At 63.3% G+C, this 16,606-nt stretch carries 18 protein-coding genes; 12 read left to right on the top strand and 6 right to left on the bottom strand.

All coding sequences use genetic code 11. The features are described 5' to 3' along the window. Positions 1-136 precede the first annotated feature (136 nt). Positions 137-664, top strand: a complete 528-nt coding sequence (locus IPF85_RS08675; RefSeq protein ID WP_343407680.1) for a dTDP-4-dehydrorhamnose 3,5-epimerase family protein — start codon at positions 137-139, stop codon at positions 662-664. A gap of 59 nt (positions 665-723) precedes the next feature. Here the strand turns inward: IPF85_RS08675 and IPF85_RS08670 are convergent, their stop codons facing one another. From IPF85_RS08670 to IPF85_RS08655, 4 genes are all read right to left on the bottom strand, one after another. Then, positions 724-1,362 carry an ABC transporter permease gene (locus IPF85_RS08670; RefSeq protein ID WP_343407679.1) on the bottom strand — a complete coding sequence of 213 codons (639 nt, stop codon included), beginning with the start codon at positions 1,360-1,362 and terminating at the stop codon, positions 724-726. Between the two features lie 2 nt (positions 1,363-1,364). Next, positions 1,365-2,372: an ABC transporter ATP-binding protein gene (locus IPF85_RS08665; protein ID WP_343407678.1), complete on the bottom strand. Its 1,008-nt coding sequence runs from the start codon at positions 2,370-2,372 to the stop codon at positions 1,365-1,367. 209 nt (positions 2,373-2,581) lie between these two features. Continuing rightward, positions 2,582-3,478, bottom strand: a complete 897-nt coding sequence (locus tag IPF85_RS08660; RefSeq protein ID WP_343407677.1) for a glycine betaine ABC transporter substrate-binding protein — start codon at positions 3,476-3,478, stop codon at positions 2,582-2,584. 33 nt (positions 3,479-3,511) lie between these two features. Continuing rightward, on the bottom strand, positions 3,512-4,162 hold the full coding sequence (locus IPF85_RS08655; protein ID WP_343407676.1) for an ABC transporter permease: 651 nt from the start codon (positions 4,160-4,162) through the stop codon (positions 3,512-3,514). Between the two features lie 213 nt (positions 4,163-4,375). Here IPF85_RS08655 and IPF85_RS08650 point away from each other — a divergent pair, with 213 nt between their 5' ends. The 7 genes from IPF85_RS08650 (at position 4,376) to IPF85_RS08620 (ending at position 12,761) form a co-directional block, all read left to right on the top strand. Continuing rightward, positions 4,376-4,606 carry a hypothetical protein gene (locus tag IPF85_RS08650; RefSeq protein ID WP_343407675.1) on the top strand — a complete coding sequence of 77 codons (231 nt, stop codon included), beginning with the start codon at positions 4,376-4,378 and terminating at the stop codon, positions 4,604-4,606. Between the two features lie 109 nt (positions 4,607-4,715). Continuing rightward, entirely contained in the window at positions 4,716-5,054 is a 339-nt protein-coding gene (locus IPF85_RS08645) for a killer suppression protein (RefSeq protein WP_343407674.1), read from the top strand. Then, entirely contained in the window at positions 5,047-6,162 is a 1,116-nt protein-coding gene (locus tag IPF85_RS08640; RefSeq protein WP_343407673.1) for a helix-turn-helix domain-containing protein, read from the top strand. Before IPF85_RS08645 ends, IPF85_RS08640 begins: the two co-directional genes overlap by 8 nt. A gap of 124 nt (positions 6,163-6,286) precedes the next feature. Further along, positions 6,287-6,802, top strand: a complete 516-nt coding sequence (locus IPF85_RS08635; protein WP_343407804.1) for a type I restriction endonuclease — start codon at positions 6,287-6,289, stop codon at positions 6,800-6,802. Continuing rightward, positions 6,799-7,668 (top strand): metallophosphoesterase, encoded by an 870-nt coding sequence (locus IPF85_RS08630; protein ID WP_343407672.1) that lies wholly within the window; start codon positions 6,799-6,801, stop codon positions 7,666-7,668. Before IPF85_RS08635 ends, IPF85_RS08630 begins: the two co-directional genes overlap by 4 nt. Positions 7,669-7,706: 38 nt before the next feature. Further along, a complete protein-coding gene (locus tag IPF85_RS08625; protein WP_343407671.1) occupies positions 7,707-10,934 on the top strand; it encodes a hypothetical protein in 3,228 nt (1,075 codons plus the stop codon). Between the two features lie 156 nt (positions 10,935-11,090). Further along, positions 11,091-12,761 (top strand): methylmalonyl-CoA mutase family protein, encoded by a 1,671-nt coding sequence (locus tag IPF85_RS08620; protein ID WP_343407670.1) that lies wholly within the window; start codon positions 11,091-11,093, stop codon positions 12,759-12,761. 15 nt (positions 12,762-12,776) lie between these two features. Here IPF85_RS08620 and IPF85_RS08615 read toward each other — a convergent pair whose 3' ends face one another. Next, entirely contained in the window at positions 12,777-13,076 is a 300-nt protein-coding gene (locus tag IPF85_RS08615) for a hypothetical protein (RefSeq protein ID WP_343407669.1), read from the bottom strand. A gap of 268 nt (positions 13,077-13,344) precedes the next feature. Between IPF85_RS08615 and IPF85_RS08610 the strand changes: the two genes are divergently transcribed. Together IPF85_RS08610 and mce are read left to right on the top strand one after the other, a co-directional pair. Continuing rightward, a complete protein-coding gene (locus tag IPF85_RS08610; RefSeq protein ID WP_343407668.1) occupies positions 13,345-13,758 on the top strand; it encodes a PaaI family thioesterase in 414 nt (137 codons plus the stop codon). 45 nt (positions 13,759-13,803) lie between these two features. Further along, a complete protein-coding gene (gene mce, locus IPF85_RS08605) occupies positions 13,804-14,202 on the top strand; it encodes a methylmalonyl-CoA epimerase (protein ID WP_343407667.1) in 399 nt (132 codons plus the stop codon). Between the two features lie 7 nt (positions 14,203-14,209). Here the strand turns inward: mce and IPF85_RS08600 are convergent, their stop codons facing one another. Continuing rightward, on the bottom strand, positions 14,210-14,485 hold the full coding sequence (locus tag IPF85_RS08600) for a hypothetical protein (protein ID WP_343407666.1): 276 nt from the start codon (positions 14,483-14,485) through the stop codon (positions 14,210-14,212). A 126-nt stretch (positions 14,486-14,611) separates the two neighbouring features. Between IPF85_RS08600 and IPF85_RS08595 the strand changes: the two genes are divergently transcribed. Both IPF85_RS08595 and IPF85_RS08590 read left to right on the top strand, forming a co-directional pair. Continuing rightward, positions 14,612-15,802, top strand: a complete 1,191-nt coding sequence (locus IPF85_RS08595) for an ABC transporter substrate-binding protein (protein ID WP_343407665.1) — start codon at positions 14,612-14,614, stop codon at positions 15,800-15,802. A gap of 57 nt (positions 15,803-15,859) precedes the next feature. Beyond that, on the top strand, positions 15,860-16,606 hold a 747-nt coding region (locus IPF85_RS08590), incomplete at its 3' end, for an ABC transporter ATP-binding protein (RefSeq protein ID WP_343407664.1).

Below are 16,606 nucleotides of genomic sequence, written 5' to 3'. Positions count from 1 at the left end.
CAAGCAAGGAATTCTCACACAAAGGCGCCAAGACACAAAGGCAGACAGGCAATCGGTTGACCTCTTGGCGCCTTTGTGTCTTGGTGTGAGCCATCTGATCCCGGCGTGATCGGGTCAGGTTGCAAGGGGAGAACGGATGACGAAACAACTGGCGGTGCGCGTGCGCACCACAACGGAAGGCATTGGCCGCGGGGAACCGCAGCCGCAGATTCAGGGCGTCATGCTCAAGGAACTGCACGGAGATGGCGATGATCGCCAGATCTTTCGCGAGATCATCCGCGCCACGGACGAATTCTTCAGCGAAGGGTTCGGCCAGCTCAGCTACGCGCTGATGTATCCCGGCTCGGCCAAAGCCTGGCACCTGCATCAGAAGCAGGTGGATTGGTGGTACGTGCCCATCGGCGCGCTCAAGCTGGTGCTGCACGATCTGCGGCCCGACTCACCCACCTATCAGCAGACGCAGGAGATCTTGCTGGGGCCGGACTACGGGCACCGCGTGGTCAAGATACCGCCCGGCGTCGCGCACGGCTGCAAAGTCCTGGGCGGCGTCACGCACCTGTTCTACGTCACCTCCAACGTCTACAACCCCGCCGATGAAGGCCGCATCCCCCACGACGATCCGGGCATTGGCTACGATTGGCTGGCGCTGTCGCCGATCAAGTAGGTAGATGGCTAGAAATTTCATTCTCCGCAGATGCGTCTGCTGACCGAATATGCCGTGAATTAAGCAACACGCTGGTTATCGGCCGTTTCATGGTGCAGCCGACGCGTGATCACGCGCAAGCTCTGCTCGAAGAGGATGGCAAGCAGCGTCACGGCCAGGACGCCGGCCCAAATCTTGTCGCTGTAATCCTGGCTGATGCCTTCACGGATCAGCGCGCCGAGGCCGCCGGCGTCGAAAAACGCGGCCACGGTGGCAATGGCAATCGTGGAGATGGCCGCAATGCGCACGCCCGCCAGGATGATGGGTAGCGCCAGCGGCAGCTCCACCTGCCAGATAATCTGCCATGCGCTCAGCCCCATACCGCGCGCCGCTTCCAACACGGCCGCGTCCACGCTGCGAATCCCCACCACCACATTACGCACCAAAATGGCCTGGCAATAAACCACCAGCGCCACGATCGTCGGCCAGAAGCCCAGGCCCATGAGCGGAATCAACAGCACCAATAATGAGACGCTCGGAATTGTGTAGAGAATGCTCAGCACGCTCAGTACCGGGCCGACCAACCGCGGCCGCCGTGCCAGGAAGATGCCCAGGGGCACGGCCACCGCAACCGCCAGCGACAGCGCGACCAGGGTGATGACCAGGTGCTGCTGCATGGCGAGAAGAACTTTCAGCGGATTTTTGAACAGATAAGTCATCGTCAACGCTCCGCAGGGAGCGGGTCGCTGGCTGGCATGAGATTGCCAGGCCGTGCAGGCGCCGCGTGGCGCAGATGCGCCCGCACCGCGGCCAGGTCGGCCTGGCCCACCAGGTTGCCCTCGGCGTCGGTCACCGGCAGGGCATCGTGCGCTGAGCGCAGCAGGCGGGTCAGCGCGTCGCTCATCGAATCGTCCAGGCTGAGAGTGTCGTCAGCCTGCGCAGCGGTGCCCGGCTGCAAGGGCTGCAGCATGTTGCGCACCGTCACCAGGCGCAGCAGACGCATCATGTGACGCGCGCCGATCAACTCTGCCACAAAGTCGTTGGCCGGCTGCGTGATGATGTTGAACGACGTGTCGTACTGAATCACCCGGCCGCGGTCCATGATGACCAGTTTGTCGGCCAGGTGCAGCGCCTCCTCCACGTCGTGCGTGACAAAAAGCACCGTCTTGTGCGTGCGTGCTTGCAAGGCCAGGAATTCCTCCTGCAAGCGCGCCCGCGTGATGGCATCCACCGCGCCGAACGGTTCGTCCATCAACAGGATGTCAGGGTCCGCGGCCAGCGCGCGGGCGATGCCCACCCGCTGCTGTTGACCGCCCGACAACTGCGCGGGGTAGCGGCCCCGGTATTCGGCAGGGGCCAGACCCACCACATCCATCAGCTCATCCACGCGCTGTTGAATGCGGCGGGTCTCCCAACCCAGAATCCTCGGCACCGTCGCGATATTCTGCGCCACCGTCCAGTGCGGAAAGAGACCGATGTGCTGAATGACATAGCCCGTGCGCCGGCGCAGATCGTTGACCGGCAGCGTCTGCACATCCTGCCCATCCACAATCACCCGTCCCGATGACAGCTCGATCAGCCGGTTGACCATCTTCATCAGCGTCGTCTTGCCCGAGCCAGACGTGCCCAAAATGACGACCGTTTGACCGGCCGGAACCTCCAGGCAGACATCATCCACCGCCGGCGTCGCATACCGCTTACTCACATGGTCGAAAACAATCGCATTCATCCGATATTCATCATTCAGTGGTCAGTGGTCAGTGGTCAATGGTCAGTGGTCAGTGGTCAGTGGTCTGTGGTCTGTGGTCTGTGCTTTGCCCTCTGCACTTTGCACTTTGCACTTTGCACTTTGCACTCTGCACTCTGCACTTTGCACTCTGCACTCTGCACTCTGCACTTTGCCCTCTGCACTCTGCACTCTGCGCTTTGCACTCTGCGTTACTTCACCAGACCCTTTTCCTTCAGGAACGCCTTCGCCACGGCCGTGTACTCCTGCTTGTCGCCGTCCACCTGCCAGTTCAGCGCGGACAGCGCATCGTTGGTCAGGAAAGGCGCCAGCTTATTCAGGGCGTCCTTGATTTTTGGGTACGTCCCCAGGATGTCATTGCGCACCACCGGCGCCACCTGGTACGGCGGCCACAGACCCTTGTCGTCCTCCATCAGCACCAGGTTGTACGCGCTGATCTGACCGTCGGTGCTGAAGGCAATGACGGCATCCGCCTGGCCGTCCTGCACCGCCTTGTACTTCAAGCCAGGATCGAAAACGGTCAGGCTCTTGAACTCAAAACCGCCGTAGAGCTGTTTGAGGCCCGCCAGGCCATCCGGCCGCTGCTCGAAGTCGGGAATGCCGGCAAAACGAATGTTGGGCGCGGCCACGGCCAGGTCCGACAGCGTCTTCAAGTTGTACGTCGTGACCGCGGCCTGCGTGACGGCAATCGCGTTCGTGTTATTCATCGGCGCGGGATCGAGCCAGACGAGATTCCACTGGCTCTTGTAGTCGGCAGCCGTGCGTGCGAAGACCTGCGCGGGGCTTTCGACCTTGTCTTCGATGCCCAGAATGAAGAGATAACCGGTGCCGGTATACTCTGGATACATGTCAATCTCGCCGTTGAGCAGCGCTGCCTGCGCCACCTGCGTGCCGGCCAGGTTGAGCCGGCGCTCCACCGGGATGCCGTTCTCCTCCAGAATCAACGCATACATTTCACCGAGCAGAAGCTCTTCGGTGAAGTCTTTGGAGCCAATTTTGACCTTCGGGCCTGCCGGCGCCGCGGACGTGCAGGCGCCCAGGGCCAGGATGACAACGACCAACAGACTCAAGATACGATAAAACTTCATGATGTTCCTCCGTGTGATTCGTAACACTGACGATTACTGATGAAACGCGTGCCGCACAACGACTTCCAGCCGGTTTAGGCTGACCTCGGCGGTCAAGGTCAACAGCGCAACGGTGATCGCGCCCACAAGCATCAAATGCAGATAGGCCGGCCCCAGACTCAGCCCGGCAAAGATATATTCGCCCAACCCACCGGCGCCGATGATCGCGCCCAGGGTGGCGCTGGCGATCACTTCCACGGACGCAATGCGCACCCCGGTGACGATGACCGGCAGCGCCAGCGGCAGTTGCACCTGGCCGATGATCTGCCAACGGCTCAGGCCCATGCCACGCGCCGCCTCGGTGATAGCCGGGTTGACAGCCATGATCCCGGCCTGGGTGTTGATCAGCATCGGCGGAATCGCCAGGATCGTCAGCGCAATGAGCGCAGGCCGAAAACCAACGCCGATCAAGGGCAGCATGGCCGCCATGATGGCCAGACTTGGAATTGCCCGCAGGGCGCCGATGCCGTTCGTCACCGCCTGTGACGCGCCCCGACTCTGCGCGCTGAGAATACCCAGGGGAAAGGCAATCATCAGCGCCGCCAGCAGGGCAACGCCGCTCAGCGTCAGATGGGCGCCTGTCTTAGCCCAGAAGTCGGGCTGATGACCGGCAATGTAGGTCCAGGTTTCAAGTAGAAGCTGCATGACTCGCACCCAGGGTGATTGGACAGCGTGAACGCCGCCATCATCTTAGTCCACGGCGGCATCGTTCCATTACAAGATTCTACAAGGTTGGACGCCGGAACCCGGACGAACGTCACCGCGATATTCGGTTGGGCTTGGTGAAAGAATCATGGCCGCGCGGCCATTACGTGACCGGCCGCCTGTAATGGTACAATGCAGCCGGAGACTTTTGCTGTGACAACAACATCGAAACCCATCTTGTACGGGCTGGGCGCCAGGGCCTGGAAGCTCCTGCGCACCGCCACCATCGCTTCATTCCACACCGGCTTCATGAACCTGGGCGGGCTGCGCTTTGCGCGGCGGCACTGGGGCCTGGACTGGTTCGAGATCAAACACCTCACCCTCACGGGAGGCCGTCGCCGAATGGCAGGCCAGTTCGGACGCGCTGCGGTCTGCGATGGATGAGCTATTTGCGATGTTGGACGAGGCTGGGATGGGCACACGAACTTTACCCCGATAATGGGATGAGTTTTATACACGCATCAGGTTAATGAAATTGACAGGAGATGTCAATGTGGATATAATGTTCACGAGTCAGAAGTTCGCCAAGATCGTGAATGATCAGAAGTTGCTCGTCCGAGAGCACGGCGATCGGCAGGCCCGACTTCTGCGACGCCGGCTGGACGAGCTGCGCGATGCAGATAATCTCGAAGATTTGCGTTCTCTGCCACAGACTCGGTGTCATGAGTTGATCGGTAACCGAGCAGGCCAGCTATCAGTTGATCTGGTTCACCCCTACCGGCTCATCTTCATGCCAGCTAATGAGCCGCCTCCCATGAAACCCGATGGCGGATTGGATTGGAGCTGCGTGACGACCGTGTTGATCATCGGCGTGGAGGATACTCATGGTTAACCGTGTTCAGAATCAATATGCCCCCGACTATGTGTCACCGCCGGGCGAGACGCTTCTGGAAACCCTGGAAACGATCGGGATGTCGCAGGCCGACCTGGCCGAGCGCACCGGCAAAGCCATCAAGACCATCAACGAGATCGTGCAAGGCAAGGCGCCTATCACACCAGAGACCGCTTTGCAGTTCGAGCGCGTGCTCGGCGTCCCGGCGCGGTTCTGGAATAACCGAGAGCAGCGGTATCGTGAGTTCCTGGCCCAAGCGGGCGAACGCGAACGACTGCAAACACACGTCAGTTGGCTCAAGCAGGCGCCTGTTAAGCCCATGTGTCAGTTGGGCTGGATTCGTTGCCTGACGGATGAGATCGAGCAGTTGCGCGAGGTGTTGCAGTTCTTCGGGGTGGCGACGCCCGATCAATGGCGGGCCATCTGGCTCTCTCCCCAGGCGTCGTTCCGGCGTTCACCGGCGTTCGAGGCCGATCCGGTTGCCGTTGCCGCCTGGCTGCGCCGGGGCGAGTTCGAGGCGCAGCGCCTACCGTGCGAGGCCTACGACGCTGCGCGCTTCCGGGTCGTGCTTGCCGAGGTGCGCCAACTGACCCAGCAACCGCCTGAGGTCTTCCAGGCCGAGCTCGTCCGCTTATGCGCCACGGCCGGTGTGGCGGTCGTCTTTGTGCCCGAACTGCCGAAAATGCATGTCAGCGGCGCCACGCGTTGGTTAACCCCAACGAAGGCGCTGATTCAACTCAGCCTGCGCTACAAGTCGGATGACCATCTCTGGTTCACGTTCTTCCATGAGGCAGGGCATATCGTGCAGCATGGGAAGCGAGAGTTCTTCATTGATTTTGATGACCGCGATGGCGATGACAAGGAGCAGGCCGCGGACAAGTTCGCCGCCGACTGCCTGATTCCGGCTCCGCAATGGCGGCGCTTTGCGCGTCAGACGCGCTACAGCAAGGAGCAGATCCTGGCTTTCGCTACCGATGCCGGCATTGCACCGGGTATCGTGGTGGGGCGCCTTCAGCACGACAAACTGCTTCCGCCCAGCCATTGCAACGACCTGAAGCGCCGCCTGGATTGGGCGAGTGACGCCGCGGTCGTTGTTGCCAGGTCATGAACCTTTCACCCGACACCCCTTTCTCGCAATCCGTTCGCCGCTCCAACTGGCGCACCGTCCGCTTCGACGACGTCGTCCGCAACGTGGACGAGGCCGTGCGCGACCCGTTGACCTGTGACCTCCTCTGTGGCCCGCAGCCGGCGGCCGGGTCGCGCATCGGCGAACCCGCGCCGCCTATCGCACGGAAGCAGCCACGCCCCGGCCGGAAAGCCTCGGCTGGAGCTTCCTGCGGGACGCACTGATCCGCCTCAACCCGGAGATCGCGGCCCGGCCCGACCTCGCCAACGAAGTGCTCTACCGGCTGCGCGCCATCCTGCTCTCGGTGAACGCCGACGGCCTGGTGCGCGCCAACGAGGAGTTCACCGCCTGGCTGCGCGGGGAGCGCACGCTGCCGTTTGGCCCGCACGGCGAGCACACCCCCGTCCGGCTGCTGAATTTCGAGCCGGCCAGGAACAACCGCTGCCTGGTCGCCACGCAGCTCGCCTTCACCGCGGGCGCGCAGTCACGGCGGTTCGACCTGGTGCTGTTCATCAACGGCATCCCGCTGGCCGTCGGCGAGGCCAAGACGCCGACGCGGCCAGCCGTTTCATGGCGCGACGGCGCGATCATGGTACAATGCGGGTGGAGACCATTGTCGTGACAACAACATCGAAACCCATCCTGTACGGGCTGGGCGCCAGGGCCTGGAAGCTCCTGCGCACAGCCACCATTGCTTCATTCCACACCGGCTTCATGAACCTGGGCGGGCTGCGCTTTGCGCGGCGGCACTGGGGGCTGGACTGGTTCGAGATCAAACACCTCACCCTCACCCTGCCGCGGCTGGCGCCGGAGTTTCGGGGCTACCGCCTGCTGCAGATCAGCGACATTCACATGGACGGCTGGATGACGCAGCGCCGGCTGACCGCCATCATGGACCTGGTCAACCAGCAGCAGCCTGACCTGGTCGCCATCACCGGCGACTTCGTGACCTACGCGACCGAACTGTTCGTGGCCGATCTGCGCTTCGCCCTCTCCCGTTTGGCGCCGCCCGATGGCACAGTGGTCGTGCTGGGCAATCACGACCACTGGCAACAGCCGGAACTGCTGCGCCAGATGTTTCGCGACGTCGGCCTGCTCGATCTGAACAACGCCGTGCATACGGTGCGCCGCGGCAACGCCTGTCTGCACCTGGCCGGCGTAGATGATGTGCGCGCCGGCGCGGCGCGCCTGGATCAGGTGCTGGCGCAGCTGCCGCCAACCGATTGCGCCATTCTGCTGGCGCATGAACCGGACTTTGCCGATGTCGCGGCCGCCACCGGGCGCTTCGACTTACAGCTTTCGGGCCATTCGCACGGTGGTCAGATCGTGCTGCCGTTCATCGGCCCGCCCTTTCTGCCCAGCATGGGGCGCAAGTATCCCATCGGCCGCTACACCGTGCGCAGCATGACGCTGTACACCAACCGCGGCCTGGGCGTCATCCCGCGGCTGAACTGCCGCCCCGAAATCAGCGTCTTTACGTTACTTTGATGGGTACAAGCAGCCTGGAGCGGATGCGGAGGCGCCACATGAATCGCCCAATGTCCTGGATGAAACTCGTCAGCAGTTGTCTCGCGGCCTGGTTGCTGCTCAGCGCCTGTCGCCCGCTGCTCACGCCAACGCCGGCCGCGCGCACCGGCGTCACCCCGTCTGCCGTTCGCACGCAAGAACCGTCGCCTGCGCAGCCCTCGCCAACCACGGCGGATGCACTGCCAACCCCGCGCGCCACCCGCAGCGAAGAGCCGCTCGACCCACCGCCAGCGCCGGCCGCCCGCGGCGCCACCCCCATCATTCCCTTCGATCCCAGCGAGACGCCCACGCCCAGCGCGACCAGGCCAGCCACCAGCACGCCCGCGCCCACGCGGCCAGCGGTACCCTCGCCCACCCCCACGCCCACGGCCAGTCTGTTGACCATCTCCGAACGTGACCTGGGCGCGCCCGGTGTGGGCGACGCCTATGGCCCCAGCGACCTGGCGGTGGATGTCAAACGTGACCTGGCGTATGTCTACTGCATCCGCGGCCCGGATCAACGGCCGGTCCTCGCCGTGATCGAGATCGCGGCGCAGCGCGTGGCGAGACTGTTGCCCCTGACGCCGTTGACAGGCCAGAGCGGCGGCCGTCTGCTGCTCGCACCCGATGGCGCCGCGGCCTTTGTGGTTGACAGCGACATCCAGGTCCTGCTGAGCCTCGATCCGCTGACCGGCAAACTCGGTCAGCACCTGGATCACGTGCGCACGGCCGCACTCAGCGCGGACGGCGCCCTGCTGATCACGGCCGGCGAACAAGGCCTGGCTGCCTACCGCCGCGCCGACCTGGCCGAGGCCGACAACCCCGCGCCGCTGTGGAGCCAAAACCTGGCGCGGATTGCTGACCTGGCGCTCAACGGCAACCGCATCCTCGTCAGTCGCAACGGCGACCCGGCCCAGTTGCAGGTGTTCGATGCCGCCAACGGCCAGCCTCTCGCTGTGACCGCGCTGCCCGATTCTTACCAGAATGGGCTGGCCGCACTGCCCGATGGCGGCTGGGCCGTGCGCAGCAACGGGTCCGTGTCGCAGGTGCAGCGCTTCACCGCCGACTTGCAGCAGGTCGTGACCGCTACGGTGCCCAACGGCAGCGGCCTGTTCTTCGATGCGCCGCGCAAGCGCCTGCTGCTGAGCGGCTATCGCTACAGCGCCCAGGGCAGCGATAGCCGCGGCCCCATCCTCCAGGCGCTCGACGCCGCCAGCCTGCAGGTGCAGACAGAACAGCCCTGGCAGGATCAAGCGATGCCTGAAATTTTCGCAGCCCTGGGCGCTTCCCGCGTGCTGGCACTCGCCCGCTACGGTGCGGCCAACGTGGCAATCCTGCAGACCAGCACCCTGCAAGCGCCCACGCGGTTGATCGTGGGCGTGCGCTTGCTGGATATGGCGCTCGATGAGGCCAGCGCCACGCTGTTCGTGGCCGATGACCAGGATCGCATCCACCGGGTCAACCTGGCGACCGGCCGCGTGCAGAAAGTGCAGCGCGGCCAGGCGCCCATCGCCCTGGACAAAATCAACCGGCTCCTGTACGTCAATCGGCCGGCGACCCTGGCGCTGCTGCTCGACAAGGCCGAACCCCCGAACAGCTTCATGCTGCCAGCGGGCGTGGTCGCGTTGGGCATCAACGACGGCGCGGCGCCGGTCATTTTCCCACAAACTGGCGTGCCCGCGCCCGATCCGTCGGCCGATCGGGTCTATATCGCCAAAAGCGGGGTGACGATTTACACGCGCGCCGGCGGGAACGTGGGTCAGTTGAAGGCCACGTTCCCGACGCCGCAAGGTTTCAGCCCCAACCCGGCCGCGTATGGCGTGCTGGTCAACCCGGTCAGCGGCTATGTCCTGGCGCTGATGAACAACGGCGTGCCCGGCTCGAACAACAGCAGCTATGTGCAGTATTTTGCGCCCGGCAGCCAGCAGCCGATCAGCGTGCCCGGCTACTTCAGCTTCATCACCGACATCGCCTTTGCCGCCAACGGCGACACCTACATCAGTTACAGCATCAACAAGAACCAGGAAGCGATTCAATGGCTCAGCCCAACCGGGCAGGAGCGCGGGCGTCTGAACGGCCTGACCGGACGCCTGGCGCTGGATGAAAAAGGGCGAACGTTGTGGGTCAGCTTTGGCGCCAGCCTGGCCGCGGTGTCCATGGACTCGCTCACGCTGCAAGGATTCTGGCAGGGACCGGCGCAGGTTGAACAGTTGATCTTCGATCCCGGCCGGCGTCAGTTCTACGGCCTGGCGCGGGACCGGCCAGCCGTGGTGGTCCTGCCGCTTGCCAGCCTGGCGCCGCAAACGCCCCGCTTCCAGGCCAGCGCCGCGCCAACCACCGATGAACTGGCGACCCATGCGCTCGCTTTCGACCCGGCCGGCCGCTGGTTCTACGTCAACGCGGGCAATACTGTTTACCGCACGCGTGATGGCCAAAGCTGGCAAAGCGTCAATTTCAGCCGGTCCTTTTCCTATGGCTTTTTCACGGTCGCGGCGCCCGGCGTGCTGTTCCGCAGCAGCGCGGGCGGCGCAGACGGCGGCGCGGGGGTTCAGCGCAGCCGCGATGGCGGCGCCACCTGGGAGCTGTTGGCGGCCGGCCTGGGCGATCTGCGCAGCACGCAGCCGGTCGTTGCGACCAGCGCGGACGAAGCCTATTTTGTCAGCCGCATGACCGGCATCTACGCCTGGCAGGCGCAGGCGGGGCGCTGGCAGCAGATCGTGGCGCCGGAAAATGGCTATTCACCCCCCGGCGCGCTGACCCTCGCGCCCGACGGCGCGCTGTTCCTGCTCGGCTATGAGCGTATGCGGCGCAGCACAGACCGCGGGGCCACCTGGAGCGATGTGCAGGCGCCCGTCAGCGGCGGATTCCTGCTCGGCTTCTCGGCCGATTACACAGCCACGCAGACCGTCTTTGCGGTCAGCGGCGGCGAACGACCGACGCTGACGCGCTCGACCGATGGCGGGTACACATGGGCCACGACCGGCGCCAATCTGAAACTGCCATCCTACGTTTACAACCTGAAACTGCTGGTGGGGCCGGGCGTGCTCTACCTCTTCCGGGGCGATGAAGCGGCCGGTCACAGTGAGCTTTTTCGCTCGCGTGACAACGGCGACACCTGGGAAGCCGCCGCCGCCGAAGCCGTGTTCGGAGCGAGACAGGCCGCGCTGGCCGCCGATGGCCGGCTGTGGTTGACGAACAAAACCGGGCTGCAAGTGCTGGCGCCGGAGGACATCGCCTGGCGGCAGTGAGGAGGAGAGGAGGAGAGGAGGAGAGGGAATTCAACACGGATGCTGACGCAAATCATGGGCAGGCGTGGTGTTCGGGCGTAGAGTGGGCGCAGCATTCTTTTGGAGACTGTTTGCCAATTCTCACCCGGCAGAGGGTGATTCTTGATTAGGAGCTGAATGATGTCCGAAGCAACGATCGCTGACCTGAAACGCACCTGGCTGCAAACCACGCGCAAGAAATTCGTGGCGCGCACCCCCGAACGCGCGGCGGAGCTGACCACCAGCTCCGGCATCGTGGTGGATCCGCTCTACACGCCGGCCGATGTGCAGATTGATTATCCCAAAGACCTGGGCTTTCCGGGCGAATACCCCTTTACCCGCGGCATCTATCCCAGCATGTACCGCGGCCGTCACTGGACCATGCGCCAGTACGCGGGCTTTGCCACCGCGGAGGAGTCCAATGCCCGCTACCGCTACCTGCTGCAGCAGGGCCAGACCGGCCTTTCCGTCGCGTTCGACCTGCCGACGCAGATCGGCTACGACGCCGATCATCCGTTGGCCGATGGTGAAGTGGGCAAGGTGGGCGTGAGCATCTCCTCCCTGGCCGACATGGAGACGCTGCTCGCTCAGATTCCGCTCGACAAAGTCAGCATTTCGATGACCATCAACGCGCCGGCTTCCATCTTGCTGGCGATGGTGATTGCGGTGGCGAAGAAGCAAGGGGCGCCGGTCAGCGAACTGCGCGGCACGGTGCAGAACGACATTCTGAAAGAGTACACCGCGCGCGGCACCTATATCTTCCCGCCCGCGCCTTCCATGCGCCTGATCACCGACCTGTTCGCGTTCTGCGGCCGCGAGGCGCCCAAATGGAACACCATTTCCATCAGCGGGTATCACATCCGCGAGGCGGGCAGCACAGCCGTGCAAGAGGTGGCTTTCACCCTGGCCGACGGCATTGATTACGTCGAAGCCGCGCTGGCGGCCGGGCTGGATGTGGACGAATTTGCCGGGCAGTTGTCCTTCTTCTTCAACGCGCACAACAACTTCCTGGAAGAGATCGCCAAGTTCCGCGCGGCGCGGCGCCTGTGGGCGTCCATCATGCGCGAACGCTTCGGCGCCAAAGACCCGAAGTCCTGGCAACTGCGCTTCCACACGCAGACTGGCGGCTCCACCCTCACCGCGCAACAGCCAGACGCCAACGTCGTCCGCGTCACCATCCAGGCGCTGGCTGCGATCCTGGGCGGCACGCAGTCGCTGCACACCAATTCCAAAGATGAAGCCCTGGCCCTGCCCAGCCAGCACGCGGTGGAAATCGCCCTGCGCACCCAGCAGGTCATCGCGTACGAGTCGGGCGTGGCCGATGCGCCGGACCCGCTGGCCGGCAGTTACATGATCGAGGCGTTGACGAACGAGATCGAGCAGCGTGCGCGGGCCTACCTGGACAAAATTGCGGCGATGGGCGGCGCGCTGCGCGCCATCGAGCAGGGTTTCATGCAGCGGGAAATTCAAGAGGCGGCCTATCGCACCCTGCGCGCCATCGAAAACAGCGAGCAGGTCGTCGTAGGCGTCAACCGTTTCGTCACCGACGAGGCGCCGATGGCCGACATCCTGCGCGTCGATCCCTCAGTGCAGGCCAATCAGTGCCGGCGGCTGGCCGAACTGCGCGCCGGGCGCGACAACGACAAGGTCAAGGCCCTGCTGGCGCAACTGGAAGCGGCCGCCCGCGATCCGCACGCGGCGCTGATGCCGCACTTCGTGGAGTGCGTGGAGAATTACATCACCCTGGGCGAAATCTGCGGCGCCCTGCGCCAGGTTTTCGGCGAATACCGGCCGGAGAGCTGGGTGTAGGCGCAAGAAGCAGGTTCAAGAAGATGCAGACCCATGCCCGTTCGTGCTTGCGCAGCCAATCAGTTGTTGCACCGACTCGTCGAGAAAAGCCCGGTACTGCGCAACTTCTTGCTGCAAATCGTCGAGTGTGGCCGGAGCGATGGCGTCAGGAGCCAGGTCGAACTCGATGAATTCGGGGTTGAGGCGCCGGAAGACATTTCTCACCGTTTGTACACGCAGAACTGTCCGGCCGCCGGGGTTGGCAAAAACATCGAGCACGACGCCGTGCCAGGCGCGCATCTTGATGATATCGCCTACTTTTGGAGTTGATACCATAAAGTGATTACATCCTCCTCCATCGCTTTGTAGGGTGATGAGTGTAAAGCATCCAACGCTAAAGAACAATGGTCACAGAACCGTGATCGGGTGTTGACACAAGAACCAGACGATGTCGGCTAGAGGAACCGTTCTGTGAATGTCGTGTGTTCTCCCACCAAGCGACGATTCGTCAACGCATGCTGTTTGATTAGTATAAACATCCCGTAAGGAAAGTAAGGTATGGACACGAACGATGGAGAGGGGAATCAGGCGAGGTGAATTCCGCATGTTTTTCATTTGCGGCAAAGAACGTCGCCGGGACGACGGCTCGGTGTTGGCGCGCTTCAGCGGCCAGGAGATTCACCAGGGCTACCCGGGGCGCATGCATGGCGGCGTCGTCAGCGGCATCATGGATGAAACGATGGGCCGCGCGGTCATGTTCAACGGCAGCGATGTGTGGGGCGTCACCGTGGCCCTGGAGCTGCGCTTCAAACAGCCCGTGCCGCTGTTCGTGGAGCTGACCGCGGTGGGCCGCGTGGTCAAGGACCGGGGCAGCTACTTCGAGGGCGCGGGCGAGATGCTCCTGCCCGATGGCACGGTGGCCGTGGAAGCCAAAGGGAAATTCTGGAAGCTGCCCCTGGGCGAGATTGCCGACTTCGATACCGACCGCGAGCAGTGGCGCGTCGTACCGGACGCGTGACGCCACGCAGTAAGATGAGATGGAGAGGAAATCGAAAGTGTTCGCATGATCAAAAAAGTCAACCACATTGCCATTCTCGTCAGCGACCTGGACAAGGCGCTGCTGACCTATCAAGCCGGCCTGGGGCTGGAGCTGAGCAAGCGCCAGGACATGCCGGAGCAGGAGGTTGAAATTGCCTTCCTGCCGGCCGGCGACAGCATGATCGAACTCATCAAGCCGACGACAGAGACCTCCGGCGTCGCCAAGTTCCTGGCCAAGCGCGGGGAAGGGCTGCATCACATCTGCCTGGAAGTGGACAACATCGAGGCCGCGATTCAGGAGATGCAGGCGCGCGGGGTGGAGATGATCCACACGACGCCCATCCAGGCTGCGGAGGGCCGCGGCGCCTTCCTGCATCCCCGCGGCGCGCACGGCGTCCTCATCGAGCTGCTCGAAGCCGACTGAGCACTATTCAGCCGCCGAATGAATTCGGGGCGAAGGGGCGTTCCGCCGCCAAGTCGGCCTGCGCCGACTGGCATTGCGTCCACGCAGGTGGACGCCCGGCGGTACGCCCATCAGGCGCGATTTCAATTTCAATCGCTCTTGCAACGGCGCACTGAGTAGCTGCAATTTGACAAAAGCCGATACGCCGCTTATATTGCCCCCACTTCTCTTTGGGATCACGCCAAACCTTCTCGATTCTCCGAATGTCCCCTGCCATTTTTTGCATTAGCGCATCGCCCCACACGATGCACCTCTCATGGCGTCTGTTCGCATGGCGTGCTTCTCAGGCAAGTCCGCTGGGCCAGCGTCAATGGCCGGGTTTTCAGTCAGGGTCAGTTCTTCAGTATTTCTAAGGAAGGAGTCGTACACGATGGCGTTTCGATTTTCCCGTAAGCTGCTAATGGTACTACTGTTGGTTGCCCTCGTCTTGTCTGCCTGCAACATCGCCCCACAGGCCGCACCGCAGGCCGGCGCCCCTCTGCAAGGGATCGGCCAGGGTGAAGGCGCGGTCAGTATCGTGGCCTGGGCCGGCTACATCGAACGAGGTGAGACCGACAAGAGTTATGATTGGGTTACCGATTTCGAAAAAGCAACCGGCTGCATGGTCAGCGTCAAAACAGCCGCCACCTCGGACGAGATGGTCGCCCTGATGAACGAAGGCGGGTTCGACCTGGTGACGGCCTCAGGCGACGCCAGCAACCGCCTGATCTCCGGAGGCAAGGTCCAGGAGATCAACATCAGCCTCATTCCCAGTTGGAGCAAGGTGGACAAACGCCTGCAGGATGCGCCCTGGCACACAGTCGGCGGTAAGCATTACGGCGTGCCCTACCAGTGGGGACCCAACGTCCTCATGTACAACACCAACGCCTTCGCAGAAGCGCCCACCAGTTGGAAGGTTGTCTTCGAGGAGATGACCCTGGCCGATGGCAAGTCGAACAAGGGTCGCGTCCAGGCCTATGACGGGCCGATCTACGTGGCCGACGCGGCGCTGTACCTCAAAACCACCAAGCCCGAACTGGGGATCAAGGACCCCTACTCCCTCAACCGGGCGCAGTTCGATGCCGCCCTGGCGCTGCTGCGCGAACAGCGCAAACTGGTCGGTCGTTACTGGCACGATGCCTTCGTGCAGATTGACGATTTCACCAACCAGGGTGTGGTGGCTGCCAGTTCCTGGCCCTTCCAGGTCAACCTGCTGCAGGCCAGCACGCAGCCCATCGCCAGCGTCGTGCCGGCGGAAGGCGCCACCGGCTGGGCCGATTCCACGATGATGCACATCGACGCGGCCCATCCCAACTGCGCCTACAAATGGCTGGAGCATTCGCTCAATGCGAAGCTGCAGGGCGATCTGGCAGCCTGGTTCGGCTCCGTGCCAGCCGTGCCGGACGCATGCAAGGGCAATGCACTGCTCACCGACGGCGGCTGCGACCTCAACGGCATGGCAAACTTCGATCGGATCGCCTTCTGGCGCACGCCCACCACCGCTTGCGGCGACGGCAAGCAGGACTGCGTCCCCTATCACGAATGGGTGACCAACTACATCGCCGTCATCGGCGGCCGCTGAACCGAAGCGTTCCTGTAGGTCCGACCTCCTGGTCGGACCTACAGGAACTGAGAAACCATGAACGACACCATACCAGCCGTCCGCTTCACAGATGTCAGCCGTTACTTTGGCGAGGTCAAGGCGGTGGATCGCCTCAATCTCGACATCCTCGACGGCGAATTCTTCACCCTGCTCGGCCCTTCTGGCTCAGGCAAGACGACCTGCCTGCGTCTGATCGCGGGCTTCGAGCAGCCAACGGCGGGCAGCATTCAATTGCACGGGGTCGAAGTGGCCGGCGTGCCGCCCTACGGCCGCGATGTCAACACCGTCTTTCAAGACTACGCGCTCTTCCCGCACATGACCGTGGGCGACAACGTGGGCTATGGGTTGATGATTCGCAAAGTGCCCAAACCCACGCGCAACCAACGCGTCTCGCAGATGCTCGACCTGGTGCAGTTGACCGGTCTGGAGCGCCGCCGTCCCGCGCAGCTCTCCGGCGGCCAACGCCAGCGCGTGGCCCTGGCGCGGGCGCTCATCGTCCAGCCGCGTGTCCTCTTGCTCGATGAACCGCTCGGCGCGCTCGACCTCAAGCTGCGCCAGCAGATGCAGATCGAACTCAAGGCCATTCAACAGCGTGTGGGCATCACCTTCGTCTACGTCACCCACGATCAGGAGGAAGCGCTGACGATGAGCGACCGCATCGCGGTCTTCAACCGCGGCAAGATCGAACAGATCGGCTCCCCGGCCGGACTCTACGAACACCCCGCGACCACTTTCGTGGCCGGTTTTGTGGGCACCTCCAACCTGATCAGCGGCCCGTTGGCG

It is taken from the genome of Candidatus Amarolinea dominans (assembly GCF_016704685.1).
Lineage (GTDB): Bacteria > Chloroflexota > Anaerolineae > SSC4 > Amarolineaceae > Amarolinea > Amarolinea dominans.
This window is presented reverse-complemented; position numbering and strand designations above follow the sequence as displayed.